The organism is Mycobacterium sp. TH-M106 (assembly GCF_057473765.1).
In genome coordinates this window covers 1-15,347 of sequence record NZ_JBYCLE010000292.1, presented here as the reverse complement: position 1 = coordinate 15,347, position 15,347 = coordinate 1, and the positions used below count along the sequence as shown (strand labels likewise).

Annotated in this window: 13 protein-coding genes and 1 pseudogene; 5 read left to right on the top strand and 9 right to left on the bottom strand. The window is 64.2% G+C overall.

From position 1 onward, the window contains the following. Positions 1–1,074: 1,074 nt before the first annotated feature. Both AC2VOP_RS10230 and AC2VOP_RS10225 read right to left on the bottom strand, forming a co-directional pair. Entirely contained in the window at positions 1,075–2,388 is a 1,314-nt protein-coding gene (locus tag AC2VOP_RS10230; protein WP_486960848.1) for an MFS transporter, read from the bottom strand. Between the two features lie 98 nt (positions 2,389–2,486). Further along, a complete protein-coding gene (locus AC2VOP_RS10225) occupies positions 2,487–3,164 on the bottom strand; it encodes an ArsR/SmtB family transcription factor (RefSeq protein ID WP_486960847.1) in 678 nt (225 codons plus the stop codon). 245 nt (positions 3,165–3,409) lie between these two features. On the opposite strand from AC2VOP_RS10225, the gene AC2VOP_RS10220 reads away from it, so the two are divergent. After that, complete coding sequence (locus tag AC2VOP_RS10220; protein WP_486960846.1) at positions 3,410–3,637, top strand: DsrE family protein; 228 nt, start codon at positions 3,410–3,412, stop codon at positions 3,635–3,637. 36 nt (positions 3,638–3,673) lie between these two features. On the opposite strand, the gene AC2VOP_RS10215 is transcribed toward AC2VOP_RS10220, so the two are convergent. Beyond that, on the bottom strand, positions 3,674–4,879 hold the full coding sequence (locus AC2VOP_RS10215) for an IS110 family RNA-guided transposase (RefSeq protein WP_486960850.1): 1,206 nt from the start codon (positions 4,877–4,879) through the stop codon (positions 3,674–3,676). Between the two features lie 269 nt (positions 4,880–5,148). On the opposite strand from AC2VOP_RS10215, the gene AC2VOP_RS10210 reads away from it, so the two are divergent. From AC2VOP_RS10210 to mddA, 4 genes are all read left to right on the top strand, one after another. Next, a complete protein-coding gene (locus AC2VOP_RS10210) occupies positions 5,149–5,535 on the top strand; it encodes a hypothetical protein (protein WP_486960845.1) in 387 nt (128 codons plus the stop codon). Between the two features lie 6 nt (positions 5,536–5,541). Continuing rightward, on the top strand, positions 5,542–6,726 hold the full coding sequence (locus AC2VOP_RS10205; RefSeq protein WP_486960844.1) for a trans-sulfuration enzyme family protein: 1,185 nt from the start codon (positions 5,542–5,544) through the stop codon (positions 6,724–6,726). A gap of 59 nt (positions 6,727–6,785) precedes the next feature. Beyond that, on the top strand, positions 6,786–7,451 hold the full coding sequence (locus AC2VOP_RS10200; protein ID WP_486960843.1) for a class I SAM-dependent methyltransferase: 666 nt from the start codon (positions 6,786–6,788) through the stop codon (positions 7,449–7,451). A gap of 64 nt (positions 7,452–7,515) precedes the next feature. Continuing rightward, on the top strand, positions 7,516–8,289 hold the full coding sequence (gene mddA / locus AC2VOP_RS10195) for a methanethiol S-methyltransferase (RefSeq protein ID WP_486960842.1): 774 nt from the start codon (positions 7,516–7,518) through the stop codon (positions 8,287–8,289). A 161-nt stretch (positions 8,290–8,450) separates the two neighbouring features. Here the strand turns inward: mddA and AC2VOP_RS10190 are convergent, their stop codons facing one another. The 6 genes and pseudogenes from AC2VOP_RS10190 to AC2VOP_RS10165 form a co-directional block, all read right to left on the bottom strand. Continuing rightward, positions 8,451–8,861 carry a DoxX family protein gene (locus tag AC2VOP_RS10190; RefSeq protein WP_486960841.1) on the bottom strand — a complete coding sequence of 137 codons (411 nt, stop codon included), beginning with the start codon at positions 8,859–8,861 and terminating at the stop codon, positions 8,451–8,453. Positions 8,862–8,928: 67 nt separating this feature from the next. Beyond that, positions 8,929–11,070 (bottom strand): TniQ family protein, encoded by a 2,142-nt coding sequence (locus AC2VOP_RS10185; protein WP_486960840.1) that lies wholly within the window; start codon positions 11,068–11,070, stop codon positions 8,929–8,931. After that, a pseudogene (locus AC2VOP_RS10180) lies at positions 11,067–12,191 on the bottom strand (AAA family ATPase). The gene AC2VOP_RS10185 and the pseudogene AC2VOP_RS10180 overlap by 4 nt, the downstream one beginning before the upstream one ends. Next, positions 12,191–14,341: a helix-turn-helix domain-containing protein gene (locus AC2VOP_RS10175; protein ID WP_486960839.1), complete on the bottom strand. Its 2,151-nt coding sequence runs from the start codon at positions 14,339–14,341 to the stop codon at positions 12,191–12,193. The pseudogene AC2VOP_RS10180 and the gene AC2VOP_RS10175 overlap by 1 nt, the downstream one beginning before the upstream one ends. Before the next feature lie 4 nt (positions 14,342–14,345). Beyond that, positions 14,346–15,080, bottom strand: coding sequence for a TnsA-like heteromeric transposase endonuclease subunit (locus tag AC2VOP_RS10170; protein WP_486960838.1), 735 nt, complete (start codon positions 15,078–15,080; stop codon positions 14,346–14,348). A gap of 183 nt (positions 15,081–15,263) precedes the next feature. Next, the coding region (locus AC2VOP_RS10165; RefSeq protein WP_486960849.1) for a hypothetical protein at positions 15,264–15,347 on the bottom strand (84 nt) is incomplete at its 5' end.

Here is a 15,347-nt window from a genome sequence, read left to right as displayed (position 1 = left end):
AGCAGTAGCCGCCGACAAAGATGCATCGGCTCGTTGTGTCGGCGGTGGCAGATAGCGTCAGCCGCGTGGAAAACACATGGGACACGCGCGGCTTCCGGCTTCTCGAAGCCATTGTTGACATCACGGAGAGGGGCGACACCAATGCCGTTACGGCCGAACGCATTGCATCTCACACAGGTCTCGACGACACGACCGTCCAGGCTGCGCTGAGGGCGCTCAGTTCTGAAGATCCCCCCGTTCTTCGAAGCACAGGGCATTTGGGGCGGCGGAATCCTCGGAGCGTCCAACCCGACAGGGCACGCCCGCCGTGCTGTCGGTGAATGGGCGACTGCGGAGAGCTTGGCCAATCAGTTGATCGCCAGGATTGAGAGCGCGGCGGCTCACGAGTCCGACGAGGGCAAGCGCTCAAAACTGAACCAGCTCGCAGGGTTCTTTGCCACCGGGGGTCGTGATCTCCTAATCGACATCGCAGCTAAGGCGATCACTGGGGCATAAGGCTGCTTGCTTTTCACCGGCGGCTAACGGCTTCGGCATCTCGCACGGTCCTCTGCCGCGCATGCCGCCAAATTCTCAGTTTCACTGCACAAGGGCAACGGAAGTGCAGTCATCACTGAGAAAGTGCAGTCAAAACTGAGAACCTACATGTAGGTTCTCACGCTCGGCGGCACAGGCTCACGTCGCCGAACTGGGCTTTCATGAACTGTCTCACGACAACTGCACCGCCGTTTGTCTCACGAACTGCTTCATTTCCTACGGCCGTGGCGCTAATCGCGCCGAACTGAACTGGCCTTTCGGCGTTGTCGCATCGAATCCGCCACCGCCCGGGGGACTCTACAAAACTAATGTAGGGTCTCGCGTTTCGTCGCATCGACATGGCAGCTCTGACTTTGGAATTTTCAACTCGTCTCATGCCGGGCTGCATCGGCGTTTATCTGACGAACCGCCGCGATTCCTACGGGAGCAAGCGTTCAGCCCGAGGTATCGCGCACAGAAATGTCGCGGCGCAGACGGCCTACGCTGCTGTGTCGGACCTTGGAAGGGCGCATTCCCACAGAGCGTCGGCGAACCTCGGGGTCATCGGTTATCTCCGGCACCAGAGCGTGGCGATCTCATGCAGGCTGCCGCCGGAGTGGCCCGTGTGCCCAGGGCGAGCGCGCCGAGCCCGGTGCAGGCCAGGGCGGCGGCGATGAGCAGCAGGGCGGTATCGAAGCCGCCGGTGGCGTCGGTGACAAATCCGGTCACATAGGGGCCCAGGCCACTGGCAATGCTGGCGATGCTGTTGACCGCGGCGATGCCGCCGGCGGCGGCGGCGCCGGTCCAGCAGGCGGTGGTGATGCTGCACAAGACCGGGATCGCCGCAAGCACGCACACGGTGGTGACCGCAAGGCCGCCCGCCAGCAGCAATCGTGACCCCGAAGCGACCGCACCGGCCAGCACGACGGCGCCGGCCAGGGCCGGCGCGGCCAGGTGGATGGTGCGTTCGCCTCGCCGATCCGAGTGGCGGCTCCAGCCCAGCATGGCCAGCGCAGCCGCGGTAAAGCAGGCCGCCCCCGCACCGCCGATCATGGTGATGGAGGCGTGCGGGTAGAGCGTTTTGAGAATCAACGGCAAATAGAACTGCGCCCCGAACTGGCCGAAGTACAACCCGGCGTTGATCGCAGCCAGCCCGAACATCCGCCGGTCGGTGAACGCCGCAGCGAAAGACGACCCGCGGGCCGGGGTTTCAGACGCCAAGATGCCAGCTAGCGCGGCCTTCTCGGCCCCGCTGAGCCAGCCGGCGCGCTCCGGGCTATCAGCCAGGCCGCGCAGCGCCACCAGCGCCAGCACTGCTGCAGGGATGCCTTCGGCTAAAAACATCACCCGCCAGCCGACCAGTCCACCCAGCGCTCCGTGCTGCACCAGCAGGCTTGACAGCGGCATGCCGACGATGTTGGCGATCGGGATCGCCAACAAGAACACCGCCAACGCGCGGGCGCGGGCCGCTGGCGGAAACCAGCGGCCCAGGTAACACACCACCGCCGGATAGAAACCGGCCTCGGCGACCCCCAGCCCGATTCGGGTGATGATCAGCCCGCCCGCGGTGTCGACGAACGCCGGCGCCGCCGCGAGCAATCCCCAAACGGTCAGTAAGATCGCCAGCCAACGGCGTATCCCCACCCGGTGAAACACCCAATTGGCGGGCACCTGAAATGCCACATACCCCAGAAAGAAGCTGCCCGACACCACACCGTAGGCGCTTGCCGACAGCTGCAGGTCGGCGTTCATGGTCAGCGCGGCGGTGGCGATGTTCACCCGGTCTAAAAACGCCACCACGTACAACACCAGCAGCAGCGGAAGCAGCCGGCGCCCCACCCGGCGCAGCAGCGCATCAAGGGCGTGTTGCTGCACGGCGATGCAGGGCGAAGTCTGCCGCGGCGGCCTCACCTGACCGATGCCGGCGGCCTCACCGGCCTGTCCCGGCATCACGCGTGCGAGCGGGTGGTGGCTCATCCGGCGCCGGCCGCCGCGCCCTCGGCGACCGGTAGCCCGGCCAGCCGCCATTCGAGCATGCCGTCATCGAGGCGTTTGACGCTGCGTCCGGCGGCGCGGGCGATGCGCACCGCGTCGGGGGCCATCACACAGTAGGCGCCACGACAGTACGCGACGATCTCGAGGCCGGCGGGCAGCTCGGCGAGCCGGTCGGCCAGCTCGGCGACCGGAATGTTGATCGCCCCCGGGATATGACCGGCCTGATACTCCTGATGCGGCCGCACATCAATCAGGGTGATCTCGCCGGCGTCGACGCGCCGCAGCAGCTCCTCCCGGGTGATCGCGTCGGCCGGTGAACCCAGCACTGCCGCAGCCGCGGCCGCCGCGTCGGCCAGATGCGCATCGGCGACGGTCTGCACCAGCACGAACAGCCGGGCCACGTCGGGCCCGGCGAGCCGGTAATACTGGCGGGTTCCATCGCGCCGCGCCGCAACCAGCCCGCCGGCTTTCAGTGCCTGCAGATTCGCCGAGGCGGTGGTCAGGTTCATCGCAGTCGCTGTCGCGATCGCCTCAACGGTGTGCTCGCCTTGGGCAAGCAGGTCCAAGATCTGCAACCGCCGCCCGCTGCCCAGCGCCTTACCGACCCGGGCGATCTGGTCGTAAAGGGCCGCTTTCCGATCGGGATGCCCACCCATCTTGGCTCTCCAATATTCTTTGGATTACATTATCCATTGTTCGTTGGATCACGATAGAACATAGGGGGTCGTGCGTCTCGGCGCCCCACCGCACAACCGGCCATCTCAATTTGGGAGCAACCGTGAAGCATCTGGTCGTCTTGCACGAACCGCCTTATGACACCGAGCGCGCCTACAACGGCAGCCGCCGGCGCGCCAGCTGCTCGACGCCGACCCGGCCAACCAGGTGCGGGTGTTCAACTTCGGTGACGCAGTCATCGCGGAGCACCGGGCAACAGGTTCCCAACGGCTGCTACAACCTGGCCAAGATGACCACCGCGCTGGTCGCCATGGGCGCAGTGATCGGCAACTGCGGCGCGTGCATGGACACCCGAGGCCTACCCGACAAACGGCTCATCGAGGGCGCCCACCGCTCCTCGATGAACGAACTGGCCGAGTGGAGTTCCTGGGCCGACCACATCATCAACGTCTAAAACCCGCCTGAGACCATGACACTCCCTGTGTCAGCCTCAGGCCGCGGATGCGGTCGTGATTTTGGTTGCGGCGCCATGTTGAGCGGGGTCGTAGGGCACGCCGTCTTGCCAGCAGCGCCAGATGATGCGGATCCAGGCTCGCGCGAGGATGCGCACGGCGTGCGGGTGGTCTTTGCCGGTGGCTCGCGCCTGGTTGTAGATGTGTGCTGCCCAGGGGCTTTGGTGTCGGCTGTTGTCGGCGAAGGTGGTGATGGCTTGGCGGAATCGTTTGTTGCACGACCAGCGGAAGTGCACGGACTTGTGTTTGCCGGAGGCTTTGGTGACCGGTGTGCATCCGGCCAGGGCGGCGATCGAGTCGGGTCCGTCGTAGGCTTGACGGCAGTCGCCCCACTCGGCGAGCATCTGGGCGGCGTTGACCTGACCCGACCTTGGCAGCGACGCGAAGATCTTGCCGTCCGGATGCTCTTCGAGTCGGGTGACTACCGAGCGGTCCAGGTTCTTGATGGCGGTGTTGAGTGCGTTGAGCACGCCGACCAGGGCGCCAACGGCATCGGCCAGTGCTGTGGTGACTGCGGTGCCGGTGGAACCTGCGGGGGCCTCGCGCAGCCGGGCCAGCAGCACGCCCGGGTGGCGGCGCCCGGAGTAGCCCTGTTTGGCCAGGAACGAAGCCAGCCGCTTCTCGCCCAAGTGCTGGGCGGAGGCTGGGGTCGGGTAACGGGTCAAAAAGGCCAGGCTGATCGGGGATTCCAGGTCGGCGAAGATGGCCTTGGCGCCGGGCCAGTGCGTGTCGAGCAGCGCCGAGAGCTGGTTGGTGGCCGCGACGCGCTGCTCGACGAGGTCGGTGCGGGTGCGGACCACGGTACGGACCGCGATGGTGGCATCGCTGTAGGGGGCGGCGACACGCAGTCGGTGTTGGCGCAGCCGCAGGTATTCGGCGATGACCTCGGCGTCAGCGGCATCGGACTTGGCGCCGGAGAGGACCTCGCCCTCACGCCAGGTCTTGATAGCGTTAGGGCTAACCGGCACGATCGGGTGCCCAGCTTCGAGCAGCAGGTCCACCAGCCGCCCATTCGGGCGTTCGATGGCGATTGGAATATCCTCAGCGGCAGCGTATTTCGCCAATCGGCGAACCAGGGTAGCGATCCCGTCCGCAGAATGGCTGATGGTGAAACGAGCCACGACCTTACCTACCTGATCCATCACACACACGGCATGGGATTCAGCAGCCCAGTCGATTCCCACGAAAAACAAGGCGATAGAAACAGCGAGCGACACTTCAACTCCTCAACATGGCAGCGACGACGACTCGGCGGCGAGGCCGGCCCCTGGGTGGTCACTAACCGGCGCTCTGCGGCGCATCTCCCTGTTGCCGGTCTGCGGCCCCGGGGAAGCCGGGGGCAGCGGTGTCATGCTGGCCCTCTACGAGCGACCACCACAGGCCGTCACCCCGGCTCCCGCCGAGTCCCTTCCACGAACCCCTCTACAAGGCCCGCAACAAGGATGGTGCCCTAGTGACCATCAACATCGTGATCGTCGGAGGCTCATTCGGGGGATTGACCGCGGCCTACCAGCTGCGTGGCCACCTGAGGCCAGATCAAGCCCGGATCACCCTAATCGCCAAGGATCCCCGATTCGTGTTCATCCCGCCGGTGCTGTCGATGGTGCTTACCCCGCTGGCCGGGGTCGCGGCGGTCGCGTCGAGCCCGGGTTTGGCTAACCCCAACAGCTTTGTCCCTGTTGATGCGCGCTACCGGCATCCCACCCCCGAAGGTGTATATGCAGTCGGTGCCAATGAATTTCCCGAACATCCCTCCAGTACACCACCGTCCAGCTATCTCAGATGTCCACCGTTTCTGGGGAAGCTCACTTTCCCTGCCTTGCCTCTAGTCAGGAAGTAGGAGTGAATGTCCGAGCCCGCCGGTGCGTATGGATTGTCGACCCGAAGCGTTCGTGCTGGTGATTGTCGCGATCCTCAGGGCGCGATTCATCCTCCAATCTATCCACATTCGACGTTCGCCTTCGCTAGTACCGCTGATCTGCTTGATGTGGTTGAGGGCCGGAAACTGGGCAGCCTGTACACCCGCTACGGGCTCAATCCCACCATCTGCGCGTTGGAGGCCAAACTTGCCGACTTAGAAGGCAGCGAAAACGCGTTGGCGTTTTCTTCCGGCATGGCCGCAGAAGCCGCCACGTTCCTGGCGCACACCCGGTCCGGCGAGCAGATCGTCTGTATCGGCGATGTCTACGGCGGCACTTTCGAGTTGCTGGGCGACAATCTGCCGCAGGTCGGCATCACGACTACCTTTCTTCGGGCCGACGAAATCGACCGGCTGCCTGACGTGTTGACCGCCAACACCAGCATCGTTTTTTTCGAAACACCGTCGAACCCCACGTTGGAAATCTTTGATATCGCCGCGATCGCCGATCAGGCGCGCACCGCTGGCGCTTTGACGATCGTCGACAACACATTCGCTACGCCGGTCAACCAGAATCCGCTGCGGCACGGCGCCGATCTGGTGGTGCATTCAGCGACCAAATATCTGGGCGGGCATTCTGACCTTACTGCCGGGGCGCTGATGGGATCGGCGGAACTTCTTTCGGCGGTGGCGATCTGGCGCAAGAACCTGGGTCAGATGATTGCTCCTGAAGTCGCTTCTCAGCTGGCCCGCTCGATTCGTTCGCTGCCCGTGCGGGTGCACCGGCAAAACGATACTGCTGCGGCGGTGGCTGCGTTCTTGAGCACTCACCCCCGGGTGGTTCGGATCAACTATCCCGGCCTGACCACAGGGCAGGCAAAGTTGACCGTCGATACCCAGATGCGCGGCGGCGGCGGCATGCTCAGCTTCGTTTTGGACGCGACCGCGAAACAAACCGCCGCAGTCGTCGACCGTCTGCAGTTGTTTTCCATCGCGCCCAGTCTGGGAGGCGTGGAGAGCCTGGTCACTCAGCCCATCACTACCACCCACCATGGGCTGGACCCCCTGGAGCGAGCCAAGCGGGGAATCACCGACGGCATGATCCGCCTGTCGGTCGGCTTGGAAGACGCCGACGATCTCATCGCCGACCTCGCCCAAGCCCTGGACGGTTAGTCGCTGTCCGGTGCAAGAACCAGCCCCCGACCGGTCGCAATAGAAGAGGAGCCGCACGTATGTCGAACCAGCAGCCAGATCTGAGCGCAGAGCAGCGCCAACACTGGCAAGACACCTACCGGGCGCACCCCAATATGTACGGGTCTGCGCCATCGACGCCAGCGGTGTACGCAGCGCAGGTGTTCAAGGCCGCCGACGCCGAGCTGGTCCTGGAGTTAGCGGCCGGTCACGGCCGGGATGCCCTCTATTTCGCTGAGCAGGGCTTCAGGGTGTTGGCCACCGACTTCAGTGGTGCTGCGGTCGACCAAATCCGCCGAGCCGCGCAAGCTCGGGGCTTGGCCGCGCAGGTCTCGACGATCGTGCACGATCTACGTGAGCCGATGCCTGTCGAGCGCGAACCATTCGATGCGGTATTTGCGCACATGGCGTTGTGTATGGCCTTGTCGACCAAGCAAATCCACGCTCTCGTGAATGAGGTTCGGCGTGTGCTGCGGCCAGGCGGAACGTTCATTTACACCGTGCGGCGCACCGCCGACGCCCACTACGGTGCCGGGTCCCCGCACGGTGACGACATTTTCGAGCACGGTGGATTCGCGGTTCACTTCTTTTCCCGACAACTTGTCGATGCGTTGGCCGAGGGCTGGACACTTGATGACGTGTACGCCTTCGAAGAAGGCGACTTGCCCCGAAGGCTATGGCGAGTCACCGCCACCAAACCCAATTGAACACACCGCCATTCACCGCGTGCACCCCGCGACATAAAACGTCCACCACACCTGAAAGGCAACCATGAAGCGGTACCTCGCACTCGGATACGGCGCACTAAGTTATCTGGTTTTCCTCGCCGCCTTCCTCTACTCCGTCTCCTTTGTAGGCAATTTCGTCGTGCCACGCACTGTCGACCACGGTGTGGAAACGCCGATCGGAGAGGCAGTTGTGGTGAACGTGTTGCTACTCGGGCTATTCGCGATACAGCACAGCGTGATGGCGCGGCCGGGATTCAAGCGTTGGTGGACAAGGTTGGTACCCAACAGCATTGAGCGCAGCACCTATGTTGTGTTGTCGAGTCTGGTCCTACTTCTCCTATTCTGGCAGTGGCGGACAATGCCAGCGGTCATCTGGAACGTCACATCGCCGTCGGGACGGATCGGGCTGCAGGTGTTGTTCTGGCTCGGTTGGGCCACGGTCCTGGCGTCGACATTCATGATCAGCCACGTTGATCTGTTCGGACTTCGCCAGGTGTATCTGGCGTGGCGTGCAGAGCCATACACGGCCACCGAATTTCGGGCGCCTCTGCTGTACCGAGTGGTGCGGCACCCTCTCATGCTGGGCTTCGTGATCGCGTTTTGGGCCGCGCCCACGATGACGGCAGGGCATTTACTCTTCGCGCTGGCCACAACCGGCTACATCCTGATCGCGCTGCAACTGGAAGAGCGCGATCTGACCGCCGTGCTCGGCGATCACTATCGCCAGTACCGCCACAGGGTGCCGATGCTTATCCCCGGCCTTCATCGGCCTGGCCGCCGCCGTACCGTAACTGAGACAACCACCAAACCCGCCTGACGACTGCAGCCTTCGGATAAGCCGCCCTTAAGCCATCACCGATTTGCCGGCGTTTCTGACGCAGGCAGCGCTTGAGGCCGACCGCGCGACCTTGGCGGAGCTGACGCGTGAAGTTCTTGGTGATTGCGTCGTGTCGGCTCGCAGGTCAGCGCCGCGGCGGATTAGAAGACGTCGTGGGGGCGGTGGTTCTCCGCGTTTGGCAGGCATCCAGTGAGTAGCCGCCTGCCCTCAACAGAAGCAGTAACAGGCTGCCGCGCAGCTGGGCCAGGTCGCCACGGGCTTCGTGGATGAACTCCCACCCACCAGCCGTGTTCGCCGCGAAACAGTGGGGCGTGACCCCAGAAAATGGGTAGCCTGGTGATCAGCGGCGCGCCGAGCATGTCGATGATCATCGGCACGGCCGCCAGCCGGGTCGGCAGCCCGACCAGAATGAGCGCACCGCAGCCGATTTCAAAGACTCCGTCGCCGGTGCCGTAGGCAGCGACATCGAGGCCGTACTCCACGACGAGTACCAGCTGCAGCACACCACTTTGCAGGTCGACCACGCCGAGCCCCAGGAGCAAGGCGAACATTGCGTCTGTTGACGTACTGGTCGTAGAGCCAGTCCCGATCGACTGTGGTGCGTGCTTGCAGGCCGGGTTAGCGTAGCGGGAGGTTGTAATCATCGGCGAGGCGGGCGATGACCGGGCGGCTGACTCCCACTGTCGCCGCAATATCTTTGAGCGGCATCCGCTCACGCTCGTAGAGGTCGGCCAAGCGTTCCCGTGAGAGCGCTGCTTTGGCGGTCAGGTACGCGCGGCTGTAGGAAGTCAGCAACGGTGCGCGCGGCTCCAGATCCGGCCTGGGCGCGGGGTGGATTTCCAGTAGGAAGCGCACGGTGTCGAGGCTGGTGTTCAACCGGTGTGCGGCGGTCCCGAGCTTGATTCCGTCGTCCGCCATGACGCGGTGCAGGCCGGCAATGTCGACCGCGGCGGGGTCAGGTCCGGGCAGGTCGAGCCCGTCGAGCACACCCCTCGGCGGGTGCCAGGCCACGGGTTCGCCGTCGATGCCCTGGTCGACGAAAAAATCGTGGGCGTGTTCGTTGAGCGCTTGGGCGAGTTCTGGTGTGAGATGGCGCGGGAAGTCCGCGACCTTTGTGCGAAAAGCGCTGTCGTCGAGGGCCGCTGGCGATGTGCTGGCGGGCTGCCCGCTGAGGCGCTCGAAGAGAAAGCAGCAGCCGATCCACGCCCGGACCGACCGCGGGCCCGGGGTGGCGGTGTCGCGGCAGATCTGCGCCCAAACCTTGTGGGGCAGCAGCATGGTGTAGTCGGCGCGGCGGCGGCGTTGGTAGTCAATCGGGATGTCATTGTCAGCGAGGTAGTCGGCCATTCGGATGAGCGCGGCGCGAATGCTGGACCACTGGTCCTGTTTTTCCAGGAGCTGCAGGACACGGGAGACGGCGTGGCCCTCGATGGGACTGGCGAGCACGCCGGCGGCTTCCTCGAGGTTGAGCCTGTTGTTGACCAGCAAAAGGATGGCCGATAGCGCTGGGCGCAGCTGCCGTTGGTGAACAATTCGGGATCGCCAATGGCAGCGACCACGTCGGCCACAGCATCGACGGCAACCGGCGCGCCAGGATCGCGGTGCGCGCCGCGCCCGGTACGGGTGAGCCGCCAGTGCGGTGCCGATGCGGTAACGCAGTTGATCACTCGGGTTGAGCAGCGGCCCGAGCGCGGTGAGCTGGACACCGGTGAGCACCGGCGAGGTGTTCTTACCCCACGATATGTTCGTCGCGCGCACGGCCGATCCGCGCGCCCGCGAAGAGGTGACCAGCCAGCGCAGCGCGTCCCCGGCGGACGCAACGTCGGGGCGATCCAAGGCTGTCAAGGCGGCCACCACGCCGACCGCGGCAGTCGCGGCCCGCGCCGGTGCCGCCAGCCCGGGCTTCGTGTCGGTTCGGGCGGGCCGAGACCGCGAACCCGCGGATTCGGCAGCGGCCCGGTAGATGGTGTTGAGATCCTGCGGGATAAGAGCTTCCAAGTCTTGTGGCGTGGCGTAGGCCAGGACGCGGCCGGCGACGGCCCGGATATCCGCCAGGACGTTGAGCTGTCGCTGCGGCAAGACCTGGTACACCCCGAACGTCACGGTCTCGCTGTCGAGGACGGTATTCACTACCCGCTGCGCGTGTATCACGGGGTGGTCAGTGTCGAATGCGGCGACATCCGGGGCGGTCAGATCGGCGCCGCACCTTTGTGGGGTGCGGCCGATCGCTGCAGGCGCCGGGTGGGCGCAGTGGCCGGGTTGGGGAATGATGTCGCCGATGTGTGTGCGGCGGCGCTGGACCGCACCGCAGCGCGGACACGCATCGGCAAGCAGACAGTTATGGACGGTGCAGGCGAATGTCCAGCCCAAGCGCCAGCTCAACTGCCAGCGTCCGCCGGTGGCATCCAAGCATCCCGGGCAAAACCGCGATCCCCGTCCCCGCCCCCACGGAAATGCGCGGCTGAGCATCCGGGAGTCGGGTTTGACGCGCACCGCCCGGCCCGAATAATGCTGCAGCGTCATCGTTTCCAGCACGTCAGGGCTGATTCCAGTCGCGATGCTGATCGTTTGGGCTTCGTTAGGGTTCAGGCGCACGATCCAGTCGCTGGCGCCAGTCGCGTTGCAGGGGCTCAGCCCGACCGCGGTCAACAGATCGCCGAACGCGGTGTGGGTGCGGTGAGCGATCGCTTCCAACCACGAGTCGATGGCCTCGCCCTCGATCGGGACAATGCGGATCGGCAGGGTGCGCACGGTGTTCATCCGGCCTTGCCGATCCTTGTGGTCAGCCGTCGCGCATCGAAGGCCATCTCCAGTTCCTGGCGGGCCTTTTCCGATGCCTCGTCGTTTTTGACCCGATTCATCAGCTCACGGGTAAGGACTTCCGCGCCGGTGCGAACGGCGCGCTGACAACCGCGGTTGATCAGCGTCATCAGCGAACCGATGTGTCCGGTGCTGCGGGCGAACAGATAATCCGAGAGGTCGTCGGCCAGCATGCCGGGATGCTTGTCGGCCAGCACGATCCGCTTTTCCAGGGCGAGGAGCAGTTGGCGCCATTCGCGGCGGCCCTCATCGGTGCCGATCACGAACGGGAGCATGTCGAGTTTGGTGGTGCGTCTGCCGGTTTGGGCGATTACCGCGTCCTCGTAGGAATGGCCCCCAGAGAACAGTCCCCGCGCCGCCAGCCCTACGCCGACGAAGACGAGGGCGACGGGAAACTCGTTGGTGATGTATTTGAAGTGGTTGCTGATCTCCACCCCGACGGTGTTGCGCCAGCGCAGAAAATGCAGATCATCCACGATCAGCAGCCTGGTCTCACACGTCAGAACGCAGTCCAGGGCCCGGTGAGCGAAGTGGGCGGCGTTACCGCGCGACATTCCCGGATGGGCGAAGAACGACAACATGGCCCGGTTGAACTCGACCATGCCGGTGTTACCGGTCAACCCGACCCGACACACCGGCCACCGTTCGTGGCCCGCGCTGGTTTCGGCCCCCTATTCTTTGATTTCGCGGCGGTGGAACTTCTTGGCGAAATCGAGCACCGAGGTGGTCTTCCCGAGTCCAGGAAACGCGTCAATGGCCACCGCGCCTTTGGCCTTGTCGCCGTCCTGGGCGTTGCTGTCGACGATGTCCCACAAGTCCTCATGCACAGCGGCCAGCTGCGGTGTTTTGATCGGTCCGAGGTTGGCGTGCCATTCGCGACGCTGCCGGTTGTAGTCGTCGTAGGCGCGTTCGCTGAGCTCCGTAATTTCCTTACGGGTCAAGGGCTCCGGTGGGATCCGGGCAGCGGCGTTGACGAACCGCTGCCAACCCTCCTTGCGGGCCAACGTGAGATTGTCCAACCGGGACTCGGTTTCATGCTGTGCCGGATTCTTCTTGGCCATCACGCGTCCTCCAGGGCGTCGCCGTAGAAGTCGTCGGCGTAGTCGTCGAGATCCTCCTCGGCATCGTCATCGCCGGTCTCGGGACCGGGTTCATCGATCGCGTTGTCTAGATCATCCTCGTCGGCGGGTAGATCGGCTGCGGCCAGCACGCGGGCGACCGACGGCAAGGCGGTGACCTCGTCCTGCGGCTCACTCTGGTCGATCAGGGCGTCTTCGCGGGAAAGCCGCAACGCCATGCGCCGCTCACTCAATGTTGATCCCAGCCCCAGGTTCCACCGCTCCAACAAATCAGCGACCGCCAGGCGGTCATCGGGATAGGTGTACTTCGAGGCTGCGAGCTTGCGCGCAAACCGGAGCGCGTCCTCGCTGAGCGGCATCTGCATCGACGGCGCGTGCTCCCACATCAAGGTGTGCCACTTGCGGGTCTCCGGGTCACGAAAGTAGGCGCGGGTGATGTCGTCGGGATCGTAGTGAATAGGCCAGCGGCCTTTAGCAGTCCCGGTGTACGGGCTGGTCATATTGCGGTACAGGTTCAAGGCGGGGCCATTATAGCGGCGGCTGCCGAAGTCCACCCCGTAGTGCTGGATCTTACGGAACTCGGTTTTGAGGAACTCGTAAGCCAGATCGGGATCACGTGGAGCTTCAATGTAGCCGGCCCGGGCGATGCCGTGCTCGAACATCTGCGCCGGCGACATCCGCAACCCCGGCACATGCGGATCGACCAGACTCTCGTGCGGCCGATCGTGGTACACCACGGCCACCCACTCGCGGATAATTGCCTCCAACTCGTCAAGGTAAAAGAACGCCTCCGATTCCGGATCCAGCCCCCGGGAATGCACATCCGGGCCTTTGTATCCCGGCAAGACTTGCAGCAGGTCCTCGCGGATCGTGCGGAAGAACCGCTCCACCGGCCCCTTATCCCGACCCGTCCGCAACCGCGCTGGCTGGATCGAGATCCCCATCCGCTGACACACACTCGTCAAGTGCTCCGAGACGTAGATCTTGCCGTGGTCGATCACGATGGTGTCCGGCACGATCGCCGGACCTCCCGCACCAGTCAACGGTCCCTCGATCGCGTCGACGTCGATCAGGACCGATCTCGGCACGCCGTGCTCGGGCCACACCGCATGCGCTGGCCAGTCTTTACCGGCCGGCCGCGGCCGATACGCTTGATACAGCACCGACGCGGCGTCCACCGACTTCGTCGATACCGGCGTCAGCCGAATCCCGGTGACACAGCGGGTGTACCAGTCCATCCCGATCGTCAGTTCGGCCTGCACCCACCGCAATGTGATCGGGTCGAGGGCGAAAACGTCCAGCCGTGTGGTGTCCATCAATAAGTATTCGCCCGGCCTCGTCGGACGCAGCTTTCCGTACACGCCGTCCGGCCGGTCAGCGATGTCGCGGTTCCGCTTGGTGCTCAACCGAAACGTCGGATACCGGTTCTCCAACTCGGCAAGAACACGGAACGCCGTGGCGCGGGAGGGCACCTGCACGACCCCCTCGCCGAACCGCGCGACGACTCTGGCGTTGGCCCGCGTGATCACCATCGTCTGCGACGGGCGGGACTGATCTGTGTGCTCCACCATCACCTCGATGGCAGTTTCGGTCCACCGCGGATCCACCTTCGCGCCCAGGCCAGCGGTCCTCTTATCCGGCGTCGGCGCCAGACCCGCTTCACCGTGAGCTCGGTAGTCCGACACCCATTGCCCGATGGTGCGGACAGTGACGCCAAGTTCGGCGGCTTTGGCCGCGTAGCGCTCCATCAATGGTCGATGGGGATCGAGTTCGGCACGCGGCTCTCCGTGTCCGGCCAACTCAGCATGACCCGAGCGGTAGCCGGTCAGAACCTCGCGGACATGCGCGGCCCGGGTGCGCACCACCGCCAGCTCGACATCAGATAGGCCGGCAAGGATCACGCTCGCCGTGTCGGAAGGATCGGACGTGCCTGTATCGTCGTCGATGATGCGGGCGCGGCCGCCGTCAAGTAATTCACGTAAGGCGATGCGCAACATACGGCGACCGTTGGGGCCGATGCGAAGCGTGAGATCGACCCCGGACTTGGTCGGCTGTAGCTCTACCACGTCGGCTGTTTCGCCGTCGTAGATCAGACGCGTCCCGATTCCTATTCGCACAGCAGTATTGGTCATCTCGTCAGCTTTGTCGTGTCAGAGTCGAGGTGGCACTCAGTGGATGGCTCACGTCAACCGCGAACTCTTGCGACCACAGCAGGTGGAACAACGCCGACCGCGTCAGTGGCTCAGGCCAAGCCGACAACTCACTAATGACTTTGCCGATCGAATTACCGTCAGGCGCAACCCCGCGAAGCGCTGCCAACAGCGACGGTTCGAACAAAGAGCCGCGCCGGAAACCGGCAAGGAACCGGACGTTCTGGAACTCCACCTCGTTCGGTTCGCTCCACACCTCATACATCCATCCGCGGCGTTCCAGCGCTGCGCGTGTCCATGCGAACGTCGCCGCCACTTCCGGTTTCGACAACCGGTGCGCAGGCTTCACGTCCACAACCGTTGGCCCCTGATCGGTGATCAGCAAATAGTCCGGAATGTGTTTGCGTTCGACGCCATCGGACAGCTTCGCCAACAGAAACGGCTGCGCACAGATACGGTGCACAGCCCGGTCGAAATCTGCGAACAGCAGCCTGGCGAGTTCTAGGCGTGACTCGTAGACAATATGTCGACTCTCGGTAGCCGACCAATAAGTGCCCGAGTAGTGCTTCTGCCCAGCGCGCCAGCGGAACTCACGCCACGGATGCGCATCCGCCAGGACATTCGGATCAGCGGCGGCAAGTGCAACCGAGGACACACCGCCTTTCGGGGCGGTCCGGAACCGCACCGTTATGGTTGCAGCGCTCTTGGCCGCCGGAACCATGTCTCTCCTGCTACCGCTCGGTCAAATCTGCACCCGAAATCATGCTCAAAGAGTGGCATTCGCAAGCTCGGACACCGCGCAGGCGCCTCGGCATGTCTCACCGCCGCTTCAAATTTGAAGTCCATTGGAAATCATCCGTGAGATTTTGAAGTCTGGCGTGAGAACCTACACTACACATCAGAATCACCTCGCCATGTTCGCAAACCGGGACAAATGCAGCTGGTGTGCGACGGTGACCGTCTTGGTGGGGCCGTTGCGGTGTTTGGC

Bases quoted from the DNA above. Each gene is read 5' to 3' on its own strand.
- AC2VOP_RS10225 (WP_486960847.1), bottom strand. From the start codon at position 3,164: ATGGGTGGGCATCCCGATCGGAAAGCGGCCCTTTACGACCAGATCGCC.
- AC2VOP_RS10205 (WP_486960844.1), top strand. From the start codon at position 5,542: ATGTCCGAGCCCGCCGGTGCGTATGGATTGTCGACCCGAAGCGTTCGT.
- AC2VOP_RS10200 (WP_486960843.1), top strand. From the start codon at position 6,786: ATGTCGAACCAGCAGCCAGATCTGAGCGCAGAGCAGCGCCAACACTGG.
- mddA (WP_486960842.1), top strand. From the start codon at position 7,516: ATGAAGCGGTACCTCGCACTCGGATACGGCGCACTAAGTTATCTGGTT.
- AC2VOP_RS10190 (WP_486960841.1), bottom strand. From the start codon at position 8,861: ATGTTCGCCTTGCTCCTGGGGCTCGGCGTGGTCGACCTGCAAAGTGGT.
- AC2VOP_RS10185 (WP_486960840.1), bottom strand. From the start codon at position 11,070: ATGAACACCGTGCGCACCCTGCCGATCCGCATTGTCCCGATCGAGGGC.
- AC2VOP_RS10175 (WP_486960839.1), bottom strand. From the start codon at position 14,341: ATGACCAATACTGCTGTGCGAATAGGAATCGGGACGCGTCTGATCTAC.
- AC2VOP_RS10170 (WP_486960838.1), bottom strand. From the start codon at position 15,080: ATGGTTCCGGCGGCCAAGAGCGCTGCAACCATAACGGTGCGGTTCCGG.